The following is an 18,077-nucleotide window of genomic DNA, read 5'->3' as shown; positions in this document are numbered from 1 at the left end:
CCCCAGCCCCTAAAGGGGAGTTTAAAACATGAAACCAAAAGTTAAAATCTGTTGTATTAGTTCGCCTCTTGAAGCTAAACAGGCTATCAGTTTCGGAGCTTCGGCATTGGGTTTGGTGGCCAAAATGCCGAGCGGGCCGGGGCCAATTTCTGATGAATTGATTCAAGAAATAGTTCGAACAATACCACCGCCGATTGCATCGTTTTTACTGACCAGTCGCACTAATAGTTTGGAAATTATTGAGCATCAAAAAACAGTCAATTCAAATGTCATTCAGATTGTTGATGCCTTAGAAACTGGCTCTTATGATGATTTTAGGCGAGAAATTCCTGCTATAAAAATCGTGCAGGTGATTCACGTAGTTGACGAAAAGTCTTTGGATGCCGCACTCGAAATATCAGAGAAAGTGGATGCACTTTTGCTTGATTCAGGAAACCCTAATTTAGCAGTAAAAGAACTGGGCGGAACTGGCAGAGTACATAATTGGGCAATCAGCCGAAAGATTGTGGAGCAATCAAAAGTACCTGTTTTCTTGGCTGGTGGACTAAAAACTGAAAATGTAAGAGCCGCCATTGATGCCGTGCAGCCCTATGGTTTGGATTTATGTAGCAGTGTCCGCACCGACGGCAAATTAGACCCTTATAAATTAGAAGCGTTTTTTAATGAAGTAAATCGGGTCTGAAACGTTAAATTTTAGTTAAAGTAAACTTAAATCATAGGCTATTGTTTTTAAAATAGTAGATTTGTATATACCTTATATCTGATAAACCAATGAACAGAAAAGATTTCATCAAAGCCTTTATAGGAAGTGCCTTCGCTTTTAAGTTAAGCGATATTTATGCAAGCAAAGCTCCAGTTTTTTTCGACGGAATGTTTACACTTGCTCCTCTACCCTACGCCAACGATGCTCTTGAGCCACATATCGACAAAATGACGATGGAAATTCACCATGACCGTCATCACAAAGCGTATGTCGATAACCTCAATAAAGCCATTGCAGGAACCGACATGGAAAAACTTTCAATCGACCAATTATTGAGCAACATCAGCAAATACCCAGTTGCAGTAAGAAATAATGGCGGTGGACACTGGAATCACACTTTTTTCTGGCAAATCATGGCTCCAAATGCTGGAGGAATGCCAACTGGTAAACTTTCTGATGCCATCACGGCAACTTTTGGTGGTTTTGATAAAATGAAAGAAGAATTTGGCAAAGCTGCCACAACTCGTTTTGGTTCGGGTTGGGCTTGGTTAATCGTAACCCCTGATAAGAAATTAAAAATCGTTTCGACAGCCAACCAAGATAATCCATTAATGGATGTTGCAACCGACAAAGGAACGCCAGTTTTGGCTCTTGATGTTTGGGAACACGCTTATTATTTGAAATACCAAAACAAACGTGCCGATTACGTAGCCGCTTTCTGGAATGTTGTAAACTGGAAAAAAGTTAGCGAAAACTTTGAAGCAGCAATGAAGTAATTATCTAATACTTCTCAACTTAAAAAGGCTTATTTCGTAGCGAAATAAGCCTTTTTAATAAATATACATACAATTTAAGCTATTATAAATAAGAAAATTAGAGGGAAAATAATTCCTAAAATTGCTAATTTCCACCCTCTTGATTTGAAACTAAACTTCCCTCTCGGAAACATCATTGCACCCGTCACGGCAATTGCAATCAAACCAACCGCAAAGGCATCCGAATAATAAATCCACCAAACAGAAGTGTCTTTATGCAGTTGATTCATCTGGGCAATAAATGGTGTTTTCTTGAAAGTAATCACCTCTCCTTTACCCGTTTTAATATCAATTTCTACATCATGTTTTTCGTAGGAAATCTTCAATTCTCCTTTCTTAATGGAATATCGACGAAATTTATCTTTAAAGCCAAACGATAAATTCTTGGCAAAATCTTCTGTGATATCCTTTTCATCTTTCGGTAATTGTATCGTTATGGGCTTTACCTCAACCGTATATTTTTCAGGATGCCAAGTCTGACGATGATTTTGCAAAATTCCTGAAATTGAAAATGAAATAATCAATCCAATAAAAAAATAGCCTAAATCTCGGTGTAATTCTCTGTTGTTCAACTTCATGGCTTCCTTAAAACTTAAATGATAAAGTGGCAGAATAATTTCTCGGAGCAATCGGATTTACGCTATTGTCATCATGCACATTATAGCTCAATACATTAAATACATTGGCCATTTTAGCACGAAGCGAGATATTGCGGTAAGTATATCCAGCAGTAGCATCAACTTGTGCATAACTCGGCAAAGCAATGATTCGATAAGTATCATTGGCCACTTGTACACGTGTCGAGCGTCCTGCATAACGAGTGCCAATATACACACCTGTCAAACCAAAAGTTAATCCTTTCAATTTACCTTCTTCAAAACGATAGTTTGCACTTGCATTGGCCGTGTGATTTGGGTTGTATCTCAACAAACTTCCTTCTACAAACGTATTGCTTTTTACATACTTTGTTTCGTTGTAGCTATACCCAGCCATCAAATAGAGGCCTTTTGCAGGGCGAGCCGTTAAATCTACTTCTAAACCTTCGCTTTGCACCGAACCAGCCAACTCTTTGATATTGGTGTTCGTGTTGCCATTAGCCAACGATATTTGAGCTAAATTGCTATTCAAAATTCGGTAAAGTGTTACGTTTGCCGATAATTTCCCATTCAATAACTCATTTTTTACACCAACTTCAAATTGGTCAATCAATGATGGAGGAAGAGCATTGTTATTCACATCTACGCCAGTATTAAGCGTGAAAGAATTAGAATAACTGGCAAAAACTGAATGATTTTTGCTCGGTTGATATACCAATCCGAAACGTGGAGAGAATGCTCCATCAAAATTTAGAACTGTTGTGGTAGCTTTAGTAGCGGAGGTGTAAACATCGCTCTTGGTTTGCTGATAGCTATAACGCACTCCTGCTAAAACCTTTAATTTTGGTGTAATACTAATCAAATCTTGCACATAAACTCCCACACGATTCACTGGGGCTGTCGTCAACGTTGCAGGATTTAAGGTAGGAATATCCGTACGCACTTTATATTGTTTCGAACCGAAAATATTGACAGTATCGTAGCGAGCCAGTTGTGTATAGGCAGTAGTAAGTGTACTGAAATAATCAGTATCCATTCCTACCAAAACTTGGTGCGAAACCTTTCCTGTATTGAAATTTCCAGTTAAATCGGCTTGACCTAAATAATAATCTTCGGCTACTTCGCTGCGTTGCACATTACGAATCCACGTACCTGCGGTATTAATCAAAGTACCTGTATTAGGGCGAGTATTGGCAAATAAATCGGTGTTGTAGTTGCGGTAAGCACCCGTTACGTTCAATTTCCAATTTTCTGAAAAACGATGTGTAATTGTGGCGGTGGTAGAAAGTTGCTCCGACTTGAAATAACTCCACGGCAAACCAATAAATTTTTCTCTCGGTAAATCTACAATCTGATAGTTGATAATTCCCGCTCCAAAATCTGGTGTACGGCGGTCTTTCATATAATCAGCTTCGAGCAAAATCTCAGTTTTTACACCCAATTTAAAAAGCAACGAAGGATTTACATAAACACGCTCCGAACTCACACCTTCACGAAAACTATTGGCCTTTTCGTAGCTACCATTCAAACGATACGCCACACGCTCACCTTTTCCTATGCCACCGTAAACATCAAATGTTGGTTTGAGAAGTCCAAAACTACCTACTCGCATGGCAACTTCTCCACCAAAATCAAATTTTGGTTTTTTGGTCACCAAATTCAAGATTCCACCCGCTGCCACATTTCCGAATAATATAGCCGAACTACCTTTCATTACCTCTACACGCTCAACTCCACTCATTTCGTTCAGCATACCATTAAAATATCTTACGCCATTTTTGAAGGTATTTGAGCTTCCAAACGAAAACCCACGACCCGAAATCTCCTCTTGATAGCCACCCGTTGTTCCCGAAATATACACGCCGTTGGTATTCATCAATACATCGCTCATGCGTAAAACTTGCTGATTATCAAGCACACTTCTGTCAATCGTCATTACGCTTTGTGGCAAATCCATCGGTTTAATAGCTATTTTTCCTACCGAAACCACTCTTTCATTCTGACTCACATATCCTTTCACTACAATTTCTTTCAATGTTTCGGCATTTTCAAACAATTCGAGTGAAAGATTCAATGTTTTGCCTTCTTCGATTTTAATTTTTTGTTCGAGTGTTTTATAACCTACAAATGAAGCTACAAGTGTGTAAGTATCAGCTTTGATGTTTGTGATGGCAAACTCACCTTTGTCATCCGAGTTTGTACCTTTCTTAATTTCCTTCAACTGAACTGACACAAATGGTGCGGGTTGTCCTTCGCTGTTAGTGACCACTCCTTTGATTTGACCAGTTTGGGCTTTAACTCCTATCGCCCAAAGAATTAATAAGGTACAAATAATATTTTTCATTTTTTTCTATGGTTTAATTTTTATTTAGACTAATTATAAATAATGTTTATTTTAAAAGGAAATTCGTTTGAATTTCCTTTGCTAACTATTGATTATTAAAACTTAAATCCTGCTGAAATGTAGAATGTACGGCCATCGGCTGGTAAAATTCCTGGGCCTGGATACCCACCCGCACGACGTGTAAAATAACGTTCGTCGGTGAGGTTGTTTACACCTGCTTTAAAGTTGTAGTGCTTCAAGAATTTGAAACTCGCCGAAAGGTCTTGTACGGTATAAGCTGGAATTACGCCAGTTGTAGCGGCAGCATTGGCAACTTCTGTATTCGAAGCATCGGCATAAGCTTTGCCAATATCGCTCATCTGCCACGTAACCGAGAAGCCTTTTTTGTTGTAGGTAATACCAAAACGGTTGATTTTACGAGGAGCATTTTCAACTCTTTTTCCAGAAAGATTTCCTTCTACTACCTGTCCGTTCACTACCGAAGTTGTCTTGAAATCACGGTAAGTTGCATCAATGTAGGCTATCGAAGCAAACATACTCACATAACCAATTTTAGATTTTTTGAAGAAAGCCGTAATCGGGTCGAATTCTATATAACCCTCAAAACCTTGGCTTACCGAACGACCTAAATTGGTGCGGAATTGATAACGTTGATTGGCCGCATTGGTTTGTGTGATTGTTCCGATTCGGTTATTGTAATTCACATAGAAATAATCAACATCGAAGTTCAAGTAATTAGCTACTTTGCCACGGTATCCGAAATCAAAATTATAGCCACGAGCATCTTGTAGATTTTCGTCAATCACATCGGTTGTAGCCGGAGGTGTAAGGTCAGAAATCAAAACTGGGCGATAGGCCTGCGAGATATTGCTATAAAACTCTGATTGCTCGGTCAGGTGATACTCAGCACCTCCACCAAAAAGTAAGAAACTACGATTTCGGGTAATCGATGTAAGATTATTGGCAACACCATTCGATAGGCTAAAACGCCCTTGCATGGTCGAGCTGATATTTTCTATTCTTGCTCCTGCTGTTACTAAAAATTTCTTGTTCAGGCGGAAAATATTCTCAAAATAAGCCGCTTTATTGATATTATTAAAGTCTAAATCGCGTGGATAGTCGCCTTCGATATTAAATTCCATGTCTTGGCTAATTGTGCCTTTTCCTTGTTGTTTGCGGTCGATGTTTCCGTTATAATACCTCAATCCGCTCGCAAGGGTATTGTTTAAACCCAACAATTTATAATCTGTGATGAAGCGTAATTCTGAACCATAATTATTATAATAATCTCTGTCAACTTGTCGGTTAGATGTCAAATTATCAACCGTCGTGATGGCCGAAACATTTCCAACGCTACTACGCTCGGCAATTACACCGAAGGCTTTCCAACTCAGTTTTGTTTTCTCACTAAAAATATATTCAGCTGAAAGCGAAGGAACCAACCAAGGCGTACTAAACCAGTTTCGACTACGTACACTCTGGCGTGCATCTTGAGCAAACTGAGCGTCGGTCAAGCCACCTGCTTGCTGACTTTTGTAAGTCATGTATGTTGCTTCTGCTCCAATCTTAAACTTATTCGTGATGGCATAACTCAATTCGGCGTGAGCGTGGTCGGTGTTGTAATAGCTATTATCTCTCCAGCCATTGCCAAAACGTTTTTGATAATAAGCCGTATAGCTCAAACGCCCTTCTGTACCACCGATATAATTAAATGTACTGAACAAACCATTGCTTCCAGTTGTATTCTGCGACTCGACCGTCACACGAGTAGAAATATCAGGTTTACGAAGTACAAAATTCATCAAACCGCCAAACTGTGGCCCATATTGAAGTGAAGATGCTCCACGGACAATTTCTATGCGGTCAACCACTTCCATTGGTGGCGTATAATATGCTTCTGGATAACCCATTGGGTCGGGTGTAATATCGTAGCCATTCATTCTTACATTAAACTCCCACGAACGATTCGGACTCAAACCACGAGATGCCACGCCCAACTGAATACCCGAACCATCGTTTTCCCAAACCGAAATACCCGGCGTGCGACTAAAAATCTGACGGCTATTATTCATTGCCAAGTTGGCATTAAGGTTATCGAGTTTAATAACTTCATTTTTCTTTGTGGCATTAATCGAATAGCCATCAACTTCGGCTAAATGTTCGTTTCCTCTTACTCCACGGCTTGCTACTACCTGAATGTCTTTCAAAGTATAAGTTTCGTCTTCTAACTCAAAATCAAGACTTTTTACTTCGTTTTCTTGAAGTGTAAAACTCAATTCTTTATTTTTCAAACCAACGCTCGATACTACAAGTGTATATTCGCCATTTCTTAAACCCTTAATCACATATTCTCCGTTGGTGTTGGTCTGTACTCCTCTCACCGTTCCTTTCAAAGTCACACTCGCTCCCACAATCGCTTGCTTCGCCCCATCCGTAACTTTCCCATTGATAGCTGCTTTTTGTCCAAAAGCGGCAAAAACCACCAACTGAGAAAGTAAAATTGTATAAATTAAAGACTTCATTTAAGTATTCTTATTTTTGTTTAGACCAATTCTAAATAACACTGCAAAAGTAAATACGAAATTTTAATGAGCAAGGATTTATTTAGATTAATTTTAAATAAGGAATTTTACAGATAAGCATAACTGCTTCTGGACTACCCATTTTTCTGGCAGTTTTCTCGTTGGCATTGACCGTATATAATCAACGAATGCTCGATGATAGGCATCTGGTAGAATTGAGAGATTGAATCTTGAATGGCTTGTAGGCGTGGGTCGCAGAACTCAAATACTCGATTACAATCCACACAAATTAAATGGCTGTGTTGTTTTCGGCCAAAGGACTTTTCGTAGCGAGCTGCGTGCGAACCATTAAACTGGCGTTTATTTACGAGTCCCAACTCTACAAGTAAATCAAGCGTGTTATAAACGGTCGATTTGCTTACTGAAAAATTACGTTCTACAAAAGCAAAATATAGTTCATCAGCCTCAAAATGGTCGTCACGCTTATATACTTCTTCTAAGATTTTATATCGTTCAACTGTCTTCCGAAGCCCCAACTCTTCAATCTTGGCATCTAAAATTGCCTTTACTTCTCTATAATGATTTTGCTCAAACATGTCTCATATCGTTTATCATGTGGTTATTCAACTTTCCTTTGTGCGTTTTCTTGCGTCTCCCCCACCAAATGTAAAAGCCTGTAATTGGTAAACTTGCCGCAACCAGCGAAAGCAAAAACGCCAAAATTTTTCCCGAAAAACCCAATATTCCACCCGTATGAATATCGTACGTCATTCTGATTAACTTATCCGCAATTTTGGCATCTTTCAGTCGACCATAAACATTGTTTACTGAGATTTCCTTCAAAGTATATTGGTCGAAATAACGATAGTCGGTACTCCAATAAACTCCTTCACGGGTGTTTACATTTGCTCCAATCGCCGAAGAATCAGATTCAATAGCATGAACTTCGAGTGAAACCGCATCGGGATGTTCGGCTTTCATTTTTTCCCAAATTAAATCGGTCGCTGGCTTCTTGAAATCGGTAGCAATGGGTTGCTGAGAAACTGGCTCTACGAACAACAACTCTTTGTTTCCGCCAAGAGTTTTATAAACAATAGAAGTAAACCACTGAATGCCGAAGAAAATACCCGTAACAGCAATGACCAGTAATAAAAATGAACTATAAAACCCTAAAATATTGTGTAAATCGTAGTTTTTGCGTTTCCACTGAGTAGCATCTTTCCAACGAAACCAAAAGCGTTGTTTGGCTGCTGCTTTGTTTTTTGGCCACCAAAGAATGATACCCGAAATGAGCATAAAAACAAAAATCAGCGTAGCATACGAAGTTATCGGCTGGCCGATTTGGGGCGGAAGCCACAAATAATAATGCCCATCAAGCACCCAATGAAAGAAAGTTTCTTCCATGTTTTGCACATGAATCACCTCGGCAGTATATGGATTATGATAAATGATATAATAATGCTCTGGCTCAAAACCATAAAAAATAGCCTCTACACTACGGCCTTTTGCAGGATAATTAATGGCGTGTAAATGAGCTTTGGGCAATTTTTTTCTGGCTACCGCTTCAAAAGCAGATGGTGGCAAAACGGCACGATTCTCTACTTTTGAAAATCGAAAAGGCTGCGTAGCATCTTGAATTTCTTGCTGAAACGCATACAAACAACCCGTAATACTGACCACAAACACCACCAAGCCAGTCGAAAGCCCCAGCCAAAGGTGTAACTGTCCGACGATTCGGTTACCTATGATTTTTTTGAAATTCATTTGTTGATTTTTTCACCTCACCCCCAGCCCCTCTCCAATTGGAGAGGGGAGCTTAGAAGTGTTTTTTATAATGGTTTTAAAACTTATAATTGATACTCAAACGAGTATTTCTCATGGCTTCGGCTTGCCAGTAGTAAAATTTACTCCATGAATAATAAGCCCCCGAAATAACATCAGCGTTGAATAAATTATTTACATTAAGAGCCACCCCAAATTTCCCGAATTGATAAGAAGCTGCGGCATCGAAACGTGTATAACTTGGCATCGCTGGGTCAATAGTTTTATCATATTCCGAGTACCACGAAGTTCTTCCCGTTGCGTGCGAAATTCCCAACGAAAGCCCCAAGCCTTGTGCAGCTCCACTTGGCACTCGGTAGCTAAGCCAAGCATTCGCAATGTGTTTGTCTGTTCCTGGCAACTGGCGGTCAACTTGCTGATTTTCGGTATCTTTTGTCACTTTTCCATCGGTATAGGCATAATTCATTGTTACGTCTAAACCGGTCAATATTTGTCCACGCACATCAAATTCAATTCCTTGGGTTTTGGTTTGACCAAGTTGCACCGAGAAGAATTGGTTGACAGGGTCGGCCGTCAGTACATTATTTTTTGTAATCTGGTAAGCCGCTACAGAAGCCGTCCAACGGCCATCGAGCCATTCACGCTTAAAGCCAATTTCTTTGTTTGTGCCAGTAATCGGGTCGAATTTTTTGCCAGTATATGACGCCCCCGCCTGCGGAATAAACGATTCATCTAAAACCGCATACACGCTAGTATTTTTATTGAGCGAATAGCTCACACCAATTCTCGGGGTAAATTTCCCTGCCGTAACTTTTCCCGAATACGGGTCTTCATCGCCAGTTGAAGTATATCTTCCTGCTAAAGTAAAGCGAAGTTTATCATCTAAAAGTCTGATTTCATCTTGGGCATAAAGTGCGGTGTAAAGATTATTATAATGTACACCACGCTCACGAATGCTTAGGCTACGGTCGAATTTAGGGTACGCCGAGGCAGGTACTTTTCCAAAAACTGGGTTATACACATTAAATCCTTGTGAGCCAACAATTGCTCCGCCCTGAGCCCAATCGTGGTAATAATCTTTATCGCCCATATCAACACCCGCCAAAATACGGTGTTTGATTCTACCAGTTTCAACATCGCCGTTCACAAAAAACTGACCTACACGAGTTTGTCCCAAAATATCCCAAACCGATGTGGCTCTTTGCAATGTATCGCCTTTGAAACCCGACGGCCAGAGGCTTGAGCCTACTTGACTGAAATTCATGTAAGCAATTTGTCCGGTAAATTTCCAATTATTATTGATGCTGTGCGAGAGCGTCACGAATAGTGACTGGTCATTGATTTTGGTTGGAGCCATATTCGACTCCAGCGTAGTAAAATCAGCAGCAACATCGCCTAAATTATTTGGCGAGTAAATGTAGTTCGAACCTAATGGCGACATATTTACGCCTTGATAAGTATATTCGGCCGTAATAGAAGTATTCGGATTGATTTGATATTTAATGACTGGAGCAATCGAAACACGATTATTGTATTCAAAGGCTCGTTGCGTACCTTTCATTTGCCCCATTACGTTTAAACGATATTGCAATTTTCCATCTTTGCTCAATAAACCATCCAAATCTACCGTCGTGCGATACGTCCCGAAACTCCCAATTGTCATATTGGCTTCGCCTTTCGTTATGCCAGTTGGCTTTTTTGTAACTACATTATAAAAACCACTCGGTTCGCCACTGGCCAACATAAAACCCGCAGGGCCTTTTACAAATTCGATACGCTCAACCATGCTCATGTCTTCATTGAGTGGCCCCCATGTAGCCTGCACATTCATTCCATTACGGAAAGCCGCAATCCGTGAGCCACGCATCACAATACGTGCATAGTTTTCCCAGTGTTCAGAGCGAGTAGCCCCACTCACGTTGCGTATCACGCCTTCTTGCATATCAAAAATCTGTTGGTCTTGTAGATTCTGGCGAGTGATTACCTGAATATTTTGTGGAATTTCGAGCAATGGAGTCTTCAATCGAAGTGAAATAGAAGGATAATCGGTTACGTATTTGCTCGGATTTGCCGTTACTAAAACCTCTTGCAATTGACTGGCGTTGGCTTCCAATACAAAATCAAGATTTGCAGTTTGCCCATTCTCAATCGTTACTTTTTTTGATGCAGTTTTCAAACCAACAAATGTAGCTTGTATAGTATAGTTACCTTCCTTTATATTTTTAATCTCGTAATTCCCCTCTACATCGGCAACAGCCCCTTTGGTCGTACCTTTCAAAATTATATTTACAAACTCGGCGGGTTTTCCATCAGATGTCGTGATTTTTCCTTTTATAATGCCACTTTGGGCAAAAACAACTTGCAATGAACTTATAAATAAGAGAATACCAGTTTTAATAAATTTACTTTTCATTTTTCTTTAGTGATTTAGATAAAAATTAAAAAAGTGTGCAGACTTAGGGTCTTGGCAGTTTTCGATGTCACCCGAAAACGAGGTCTTTTTAGGCTTAGGTTTAGATATTTAGCTGATTCACAGACAGTCGGTATGATTACACACCCGAAAACACTTACAGTCAAAACCTGCTTTCCTTACTGCACAATCAATCGTTTCATCTTTTATTTCATCCGAACTCACGATTGAAATTTGCTGCTTCACATAATCAATCGTAAAAGCCCTCACTCCTACTGTATTTAGTTCGCTCTTAAGATTTTGTAAACTAACTGACTGCTGCAAATCGACTAAGAAATTGATTGTTTTCATGGCTCAGATTATAATCAGAATTAATTTTAAAATTGAAATTATATTTATTTAGACTAATTCTAAATAATAACACAAAGGTAAAAGTGAATTTTAAAATCACAAACATTATTTAGAATATTTCTAAATAAAAAACTCATATTGTCAAAAAATCAATAAATAATACCATTTTTACTATATTTGCCTTATATTATTATGCTTTCGCTAACAGACTATTATGAGTGACGAAACTTCCAAATACGACCCCCTACAACAAAAAGAAGTAATTGACGATATGTTTGAGACTTGGTTTCTCGACTATGCGTCGTATGTAATTCTCGAACGTGCCGTGCCTGCCATCGAAGATGGTTTGAAGCCCGTTCAACGCCGTATCATGCACGCCCTTAAAGAAATGGACGACGGACGTTTCAATAAAGTGGCCAACGTGATTGGTTCGAGTATGCAATATCACCCACACGGCGATGCTTCTATCGGTGATGCCATTGTGTCGATGGGACAAAAAAACCTTTTGCTCGATACCCAAGGAAACTGGGGCGATGTTCGTACGGGCGATGGTGCTGCAGCTCCACGTTATATTGAGGTGCGTTTATCGAAGTTTGCCAACGATGTGTTATTTAATGAAGATACCACCGAATGGCAGATGTCGTACGATGGCCGTAAGCGTGAGCCTGTTAATCTTCCAGCTAAGTTTCCGCTCCTACTTGCTCAGGGTGTTGAAGGTATTGCCGTAGGTCTTTCGACCAAAGTGATGCCCCATAACTTCATTGAGTTGTGCGAAGCATCAATCGCTTATCTGAAAAAAGAACCATTTCAACTTTACCCCGATTTCTTGACAGGCGGCTTGGTTGATGTAACGAACTATAACGATGGCGGACGTGGCGGAAAAATTAAAGTTCGTGCAAAAATTGCCGAAATCGACAAGAAAACCCTCGAAATCCAAGAGATTCCGTTCAGTACAACTACCGCAACGCTCATTGACTCTATCATCAAGGCCAATGATGCGGGAAAAATAAAAATCAAAAAAGTTGAAGATAATACGGCCAAAGATGTTTCAATCATCATCCATTTGGCACCCAATACTTCGCCTGATATTACGATTGATGCACTTTTTGCATTTACTGAGTGCGAAAACTCTATTTCGCCTAATGCTTGTATCATCATTGATAACAAACCGCATTTCGTCACTGTCAGCGATATTCTGAAAGAATGTACGGAGCAAACCAAACATTTGCTTCAACGTGAACTCGAAATCAAGCGTCACGAACTCAAAGAAAAATTGCTTTATAGCTCGCTTGAAAAGATTTTTATCGAAAATAAAATCTATCGTGACATTGAAGAGTGTACGACTTTTGAGGATGTGGTGGCAACTGTCGATAAAGGTTTAGAGCCTTACAAAAAAGATTTTTACCGTGAAATTATAGAAGATGATTTGCTTCGTTTGCTCGAAATCAGAATCAAACGTATATCAAAATACGACTCTTTCAAGGCAGATGAATTAATGAAACGCTTGCTCGATGAATTGGCCGAAGTGGAAGATAACTTAGCCAATATTGTTCGCTACACGATTTCGTTCTACAAAGAATTATTGAAGAAATACGGAAAAGGACGTGAGCGTAAAACCGAGATTCGTCAGTTTGAGTCAGTTCAAGCAACCGTAGTGGCAGCCAACAATCAAAAACTTTACGTTGACCGTGAAGGAGGCTTCATTGGCTATGGCTTGAAAAAAGACGAATACGTGATGGACTGCTCGGATATTGATGATATCATTGCTTTCAAACGTGACGGCAAATATGTCATTACTAAAATCCAAGAGAAAGTATTCGTAGGAAAAGACATTATTTACTGCTCGGTTTTCCGCAAAAACGATGAGCGTAAAATCTATAATGCGGTTTATCTCGACGGAAAATCTGGTACATCTTACGCAAAGCGTTTCTTCGTGACGGGTATCACTCGTGATAAAGAATACGATGTTTCGATGGGAAATCCGAAATCAAAAATATTGTATTTTACGGCCAATGATAATGGCGAAGCCGAAACCGTTGCGGTAAATCTTACGGCCAATTCGACCGCCAAAAAGAAACAATTCGATTGGGATTTCTCGACATTAGCCATCAAAAATCGTAGTTCGATGGGGAATGTTCTGACGAAATTCCCAGTGCGTAAAATTGTCTTGAAATCGGTGGGTAAATCAACCCTTGGTGGAGTAGATATTTGGTTCGATGCAGTAATCGGAAAACTCAACCGTGACGAACACGGGCAATATTTGGGCAATTTTGGCTCGGAAGATAAGATTTTGGTTATCTATAAAGATGGTCAATATGAGTTTACGAACTTTGAGCTAACGAACCGCTACGAGCAAAAAGATATTCTGAAAGTTGTAAAATACGAGCCAGAAAGAGCAATTTCGTGCTTACACTACGAGGGCGAACACAAGATTTATTACATCAAACGTTTCAAGATTGAAACTACTACGATGGATAAGAAATTCTTGTTTATTTCTGACACCAAAAACTCTCGTTTGCTTACGGCCTGCTTAGATAAATATCCTCGTTTTGAAATAAAAACCAAAGCTGATAAAAAAGCGGCTATCGAAACCCAAACAATTTTGGTCGATGAATTTGTAGAAGTACGTGGCTGGAAAGCTATCGGACAGAAAATCAATGCTTATGAAGTGTTGGAAGTAAAACAACTCGAACCAAAACCCGAAGAAGTAGTTGTTAGTCCACAAGTCACAGTCAACGGTCAACAGTCAGAAGATAATATTTCAGACATCGACTCAGAAAACATTGATAATCAAGATGATGACAAACAATTAGCTTTGTTTTGATTGAATAGACTTCCTAAGTCTCAAAGACTTGGGAAGTCTCCAAGTTTCCAGTCTTTCACCGTGGACTTGTGGTCTATCGACTATTGACTAACTTAAAACTCCCAAACTGTGGGATTTTGTCGGCGGCGAAGGTGTTTTCGGACTTCCATCCAAAAAGCGAGTACCAAATAAATAATAATTGGTGAGCCGAATGTAAAGAACGATGCGTAAATGAAGTATATGCGAATACTCCCTGCCGAAAAGTTGAGCTTTTCGCCGAGCCGAGAACAAACCCCAAAAAGTTGGTTTTCAACTAAGTATCTAAATCTTCCTGTTTTTAGCATTGTTTTGAAAAAGTGAATACGAAGTTAGTGAAAAAAACGTGTTTGTCAAGAGTTTAACAATAAAATAATAATATACACTAAGATTTTGTACAATCAAATATTGGTTTAGTACAAAAATATTTTTCTTGAAAACTTGTTTTTTCTTAAAAAATACGTACATTGCATTTCATTTATTTACTCTTTTAATTTATTTAATTTCAATGCAAACAGGTACAGTAAAATTCTTCAACGAAACTAAAGGCTTTGGATTTGTTGTTGATGATGCTTCAGGACAAGAAATTTTTCTTCACGTGACGGGCTTAAACGGCGTAAAGGTTCGTGAAAACGACCGTGTCGAGTTCGAAACTGTCGAAGGGCGTAAAGGTTTAAATGCCGTTAACGTGAAAAGAATATAGTTTTTTTCTAAGTTAAGAATTGACCTCATTACTTAACCCCTCATTCTGAAAAGATTTGAGGGGTTTTTATTTCGCTAAAGACTACGTATTTTTACGTATCAAGCAATACGTATTTTTACGCTATTCATCAGGTAATTTTACTAAAATTAATACGTGGATTTACGACAAAACACTTATAATGAGATATTTAAATAAAAACCTAACATATCTATACTTTTGCACAAATTGTTTTTTTTATATTTTTGAATAACTCAAAGTAAATACTCGCTCAAACACTAATACTGTTAAAATTTATTTAAAAGTCATGAAAGACAAAATATTAAATGCTGGAACATTCTTCCAAAAAAAGGATATTCAAGGCCATGTAAAAAATCATGTTGCCCATGTCAAAGGGAAAAAAGCTGCTTCTGATGTATTTCACGATGACAATGGAGAGGTAAGAAGAGCCGAATTATTTGGAAGAAACGTATTAGAAAAACTACTAAAAAATATTGGAGGCAAAGAAGTTGGTGGCATCAGAATCTACTACGGTCACGCCCCCGAAGATAAAGACGGCACTATCAAAGAAGGCGGCAAACTACGCCCACGTTTATTCTTAGTACCAGTTGATGAAAACGGTAAAGATATTGAAATAGATGCTTCAGCTTTAAAAGATGAACCTAATGGCGGCGGTGTTGGTGGTGGCCTACCATGTCCTCAAGATTGCAACGAAATATAAGGATTAGCCTATGTGGGACAGATACATGTATTTATACAACAAATACCCAATAACGGCGACATCTGATATCATTACGATTTTCCCCGTTATATTTGGTATTATTTACTACAAGTATTTATCAAAAGAGCTTAAAGTACTCTTTTACTTCTCGGTAATACACTTTATTGGAGATATTTACTCCACTTGGCTATCGGTCAAATGGGTAAATAATCTTAATATTTTCAATATTCTCGAAATTATTGAGGTAAGTACTATGTGCTTTATTTTTTGGATGCTTGCCAAACAGCCTCTGAAAAAGAACTTTTTATTGGTACTATTAATCACAATTTTTAGCATCGGTATATTTAAATTTCGTGCAACGGAATTCGCCTTTATACCTTATGTCTTCAATAGGCTATGCTATATGGTATTGGTATTTCTTTATTTCAATACCCTTCTTTCCGAAATATCTGTAAAGAATATTTTATTACACCCCCCATTTTGGCTCAGTGCTACCCTCACGATATACTCTACGGGTAGTATAATTATCTTCCTTTTTGGCGAGCAAATACTATCATCAACCGCACCACATGACAAATTCATGCTGTTCTATGATATTATCTCAGTAATCAATATTCTCTTCAGGTTATTAATTTGTGTAGCTTTTATTGTTAGCAAATACGAAAAGAAGTAATTTTATACCCAATCTAAATTTTTTATAAGTACACTATGATTAATACCAACGACTCATCTACGCTAATTGTAATCGGTACAGGAATACTTTTACTGATGGGTGTTGGTTTGGTTATTTTTGTGGCTTATTATCAACAACAGCAACTCCGACGTGACCTTGAGCAGCAAAAAGCAATGCAGGAGCTTAAAGACGAAATGCAACGCCAAATGCTTGAGTCGGCCCTTGAAGTACAAGAGGTAGAGCGTATCCGAATTGCAAAAGACCTACACGATGAGGTTGGAGCGATGCTCTCGGTTACCAAAATGAGTTTCAACCAACTCCTCCGTAAACTCGATAACGCAGAAGATTTGGCTGTCATGGGAAAACAAACTCGTGAATTACTCGAACAATCAATCGGGCAAGTTCGCCGTATATCTAAAGAACTCGTACCCAGCACTCTCGAAGAATTCGGCCTTATACTTTCTATCGACGAATTTATCCAAAAAGTACATTTAGCTTCTACTACATCTTTTACTTTTAGTCACGAAGGAATCTCAGAAAAAGAGCGTTTCGATAAAAAAATTGAATTGACAATTTATCGTCTTATCCAAGAATTGGTCAACAATGCACTCAAGCACTCGGAGGCTACCGAAATAACTTTAACGCTGGCGAAGAATAACAATAAGATAATATTTAACTTTACCGATGATGGTAAAGGTTTTGATTTTGCTGCCATTCGCAATGACCCTAAATCAGGCTTGGGACTTCGTAATATGGAAAGCCGTCTGAGCGTAATTAATGGCACTATTGAAGTGAAATCCACAGTAGGACAAGGCACAAAAACAACTATCGAAATACCTATTTAACAACCAGTGTTTAGAGAAGTTTTCTTTAAACTCGTACCCTATACTGCCATGTCAAAGATACAATTAGCGGTCGTTGACGACCATAATCTATTCCGCAAAGGAATGATTTCAATCCTTCAGCAAGTACCTGATTTTGAGGTAGTTATGGAAGCTACCAACGGTCAAGAGTTTATTGACAAACTCCAAAATCAGACAATCGACGTAGTATTATTAGATTTACAAATGCCTATTCTCGACGGCATAAAAACTACCGAAATCGTAAAAGCCCAATTTCCTGATACGAAGGTTTTGATACTTTCGATGCAAGACGAAGACCAATTTGTGTTGCATTTGATGGAAATCGGTGCAAATGGCTATTTATTGAAAGACACCGACCCCGAAGAAGTAGAAAAAGCTATCAGAAAGGTAAACGAAACAGATATATATTTCAGCGATTTTGTGAGCAAAATTATGCTTCGCAAAATGAACCGTAAACCTCAGCAAGAAAGCAAAATATTTAATTATAAAACTGACCTTTCGGAGCGTGAAATACAGGTTTTAAAATATATCTGTGAAGGGCTAACAACGGCCGAAATCGGTGATATAGTGTCGCTCAGCCCACGCACGGTTGAAGGCCACCGCCTCAGAATGATGGAAAAACTTGGGCTAAAGAATACAGCCGGCTTGGTGGCGTATGCTATTAGAAATAATTTGGTTTGATTCAATAATTTGTAGAGACGTTGCATGTGCCGAGCGAAGTAGGGTTGAACCCTATTAAGGCGAAATGGAGTTGTCCT

At 38.8% G+C, this 18,077-nt stretch carries 15 protein-coding genes; 7 read left to right on the top strand and 8 right to left on the bottom strand.

Annotation, left to right across the window (positions count from 1 at the left end; genetic code table 11):
- Window positions 1–28: 28 nt before the first annotated feature.
- Together IEX65_RS27170 and IEX65_RS27165 are read left to right on the top strand one after the other, a co-directional pair.
- Entirely contained in the window at window positions 29–682 is a 654-nt protein-coding gene (locus IEX65_RS27170) for a phosphoribosylanthranilate isomerase (RefSeq protein WP_188771421.1), read from the top strand.
- Window positions 683–771: 89 nt separating this feature from the next.
- Window positions 772–1,479 (top strand): superoxide dismutase, encoded by a 708-nt coding sequence (locus IEX65_RS27165; RefSeq protein ID WP_308424975.1) that lies wholly within the window; start codon window positions 772–774, stop codon window positions 1,477–1,479.
- Between the two features lie 74 nt (window positions 1,480–1,553).
- Here the strand turns inward: IEX65_RS27165 and IEX65_RS27160 are convergent, their stop codons facing one another.
- From IEX65_RS27160 to IEX65_RS27130, 7 genes are all read right to left on the bottom strand, one after another.
- Window positions 1,554–2,096, bottom strand: coding sequence for a PepSY-associated TM helix domain-containing protein (locus IEX65_RS27160; protein WP_188771419.1), 543 nt, complete (start codon window positions 2,094–2,096; stop codon window positions 1,554–1,556).
- Window positions 2,097–2,103: 7 nt separating this feature from the next.
- Window positions 2,104–4,458, bottom strand: a complete 2,355-nt coding sequence (locus IEX65_RS27155) for a TonB-dependent receptor (protein WP_188771417.1) — start codon at window positions 4,456–4,458, stop codon at window positions 2,104–2,106.
- Window positions 4,459–4,553: 95 nt separating this feature from the next.
- Window positions 4,554–6,980 (bottom strand): TonB-dependent receptor, encoded by a 2,427-nt coding sequence (locus tag IEX65_RS27150; RefSeq protein ID WP_188771415.1) that lies wholly within the window; start codon window positions 6,978–6,980, stop codon window positions 4,554–4,556.
- 134 nt (window positions 6,981–7,114) lie between these two features.
- Window positions 7,115–7,576 (bottom strand): Fur family transcriptional regulator, encoded by a 462-nt coding sequence (locus tag IEX65_RS27145; RefSeq protein ID WP_188771413.1) that lies wholly within the window; start codon window positions 7,574–7,576, stop codon window positions 7,115–7,117.
- Window positions 7,569–8,744: a PepSY-associated TM helix domain-containing protein gene (locus IEX65_RS27140; RefSeq protein ID WP_188771411.1), complete on the bottom strand. Its 1,176-nt coding sequence runs from the start codon at window positions 8,742–8,744 to the stop codon at window positions 7,569–7,571. The genes IEX65_RS27145 and IEX65_RS27140 overlap by 8 nt, the downstream gene beginning before the upstream one ends.
- Window positions 8,745–8,820: 76 nt before the next feature.
- Complete coding sequence (locus tag IEX65_RS27135) at window positions 8,821–11,175, bottom strand: TonB-dependent siderophore receptor (RefSeq protein WP_188771409.1); 2,355 nt, start codon at window positions 11,173–11,175, stop codon at window positions 8,821–8,823.
- A 117-nt stretch (window positions 11,176–11,292) separates the two neighbouring features.
- Entirely contained in the window at window positions 11,293–11,523 is a 231-nt protein-coding gene (locus tag IEX65_RS27130) for a hypothetical protein (protein WP_188771407.1), read from the bottom strand.
- A 214-nt stretch (window positions 11,524–11,737) separates the two neighbouring features.
- Here IEX65_RS27130 and IEX65_RS27125 point away from each other — a divergent pair, with 214 nt between their 5' ends.
- The gene (locus IEX65_RS27125; protein ID WP_188771405.1) at window positions 11,738–14,347 is read left to right on the top strand and encodes a DNA gyrase/topoisomerase IV subunit A; all 2,610 of its coding nucleotides are present in this window, start codon (window positions 11,738–11,740) and stop codon (window positions 14,345–14,347) included.
- 92 nt (window positions 14,348–14,439) lie between these two features.
- Here the strand turns inward: IEX65_RS27125 and IEX65_RS27120 are convergent, their stop codons facing one another.
- Window positions 14,440–14,670 (bottom strand): PspC domain-containing protein, encoded by a 231-nt coding sequence (locus tag IEX65_RS27120; protein WP_188771403.1) that lies wholly within the window; start codon window positions 14,668–14,670, stop codon window positions 14,440–14,442.
- A 200-nt stretch (window positions 14,671–14,870) separates the two neighbouring features.
- Here IEX65_RS27120 and IEX65_RS27115 point away from each other — a divergent pair, with 200 nt between their 5' ends.
- From IEX65_RS27115 to IEX65_RS27100, 4 genes are all read left to right on the top strand, one after another.
- Window positions 14,871–15,065: a cold-shock protein gene (locus IEX65_RS27115; RefSeq protein WP_188771401.1), complete on the top strand. Its 195-nt coding sequence runs from the start codon at window positions 14,871–14,873 to the stop codon at window positions 15,063–15,065.
- A 304-nt stretch (window positions 15,066–15,369) separates the two neighbouring features.
- Window positions 15,370–15,783, top strand: coding sequence for a hypothetical protein (locus IEX65_RS27110; protein WP_188771399.1), 414 nt, complete (start codon window positions 15,370–15,372; stop codon window positions 15,781–15,783).
- A gap of 708 nt (window positions 15,784–16,491) precedes the next feature.
- On the top strand, window positions 16,492–17,301 hold the full coding sequence (locus tag IEX65_RS27105) for a sensor histidine kinase (protein WP_188771397.1): 810 nt from the start codon (window positions 16,492–16,494) through the stop codon (window positions 17,299–17,301).
- 48 nt (window positions 17,302–17,349) lie between these two features.
- Entirely contained in the window at window positions 17,350–18,000 is a 651-nt protein-coding gene (locus IEX65_RS27100) for a response regulator transcription factor (protein WP_188771395.1), read from the top strand.
- The last annotated feature ends 77 nt before the right edge of the window (window positions 18,001–18,077 follow it).

It is taken from the genome of Emticicia aquatilis (assembly GCF_014644295.1).
Taxonomy (GTDB): domain Bacteria; phylum Bacteroidota; class Bacteroidia; order Cytophagales; family Spirosomataceae; genus Emticicia; species Emticicia aquatilis.
Note: the sequence above shows the minus strand (reverse complement) of the source record. Positions and strands in the feature narration are given on the sequence as shown.

Coding starts and splice junctions, on each gene's coding strand:
- IEX65_RS27170 (WP_188771421.1), top strand. CDS start 29: ATGAAACCAAAAGTTAAAATCTGTTGTATTAGTTCGCCTCTTGAAGCT.
- IEX65_RS27165 (WP_308424975.1), top strand. CDS start 772: ATGAACAGAAAAGATTTCATCAAAGCCTTTATAGGAAGTGCCTTCGCT.
- IEX65_RS27160 (WP_188771419.1), bottom strand. CDS start 2,096: ATGAAGTTGAACAACAGAGAATTACACCGAGATTTAGGCTATTTTTTT.
- IEX65_RS27155 (WP_188771417.1), bottom strand. CDS start 4,458: ATGAAAAATATTATTTGTACCTTATTAATTCTTTGGGCGATAGGAGTT.
- IEX65_RS27150 (WP_188771415.1), bottom strand. CDS start 6,980: ATGAAGTCTTTAATTTATACAATTTTACTTTCTCAGTTGGTGGTTTTT.
- IEX65_RS27145 (WP_188771413.1), bottom strand. CDS start 7,576: ATGTTTGAGCAAAATCATTATAGAGAAGTAAAGGCAATTTTAGATGCC.
- IEX65_RS27140 (WP_188771411.1), bottom strand. CDS start 8,744: ATGAATTTCAAAAAAATCATAGGTAACCGAATCGTCGGACAGTTACAC.
- IEX65_RS27135 (WP_188771409.1), bottom strand. CDS start 11,175: ATGAAAAGTAAATTTATTAAAACTGGTATTCTCTTATTTATAAGTTCA.
- IEX65_RS27130 (WP_188771407.1), bottom strand. CDS start 11,523: ATGAAAACAATCAATTTCTTAGTCGATTTGCAGCAGTCAGTTAGTTTA.
- IEX65_RS27125 (WP_188771405.1), top strand. CDS start 11,738: ATGAGTGACGAAACTTCCAAATACGACCCCCTACAACAAAAAGAAGTA.
- IEX65_RS27120 (WP_188771403.1), bottom strand. CDS start 14,670: ATGCTAAAAACAGGAAGATTTAGATACTTAGTTGAAAACCAACTTTTT.
- IEX65_RS27115 (WP_188771401.1), top strand. CDS start 14,871: ATGCAAACAGGTACAGTAAAATTCTTCAACGAAACTAAAGGCTTTGGA.
- IEX65_RS27110 (WP_188771399.1), top strand. CDS start 15,370: ATGAAAGACAAAATATTAAATGCTGGAACATTCTTCCAAAAAAAGGAT.
- IEX65_RS27105 (WP_188771397.1), top strand. CDS start 16,492: ATGATTAATACCAACGACTCATCTACGCTAATTGTAATCGGTACAGGA.
- IEX65_RS27100 (WP_188771395.1), top strand. CDS start 17,350: ATGTCAAAGATACAATTAGCGGTCGTTGACGACCATAATCTATTCCGC.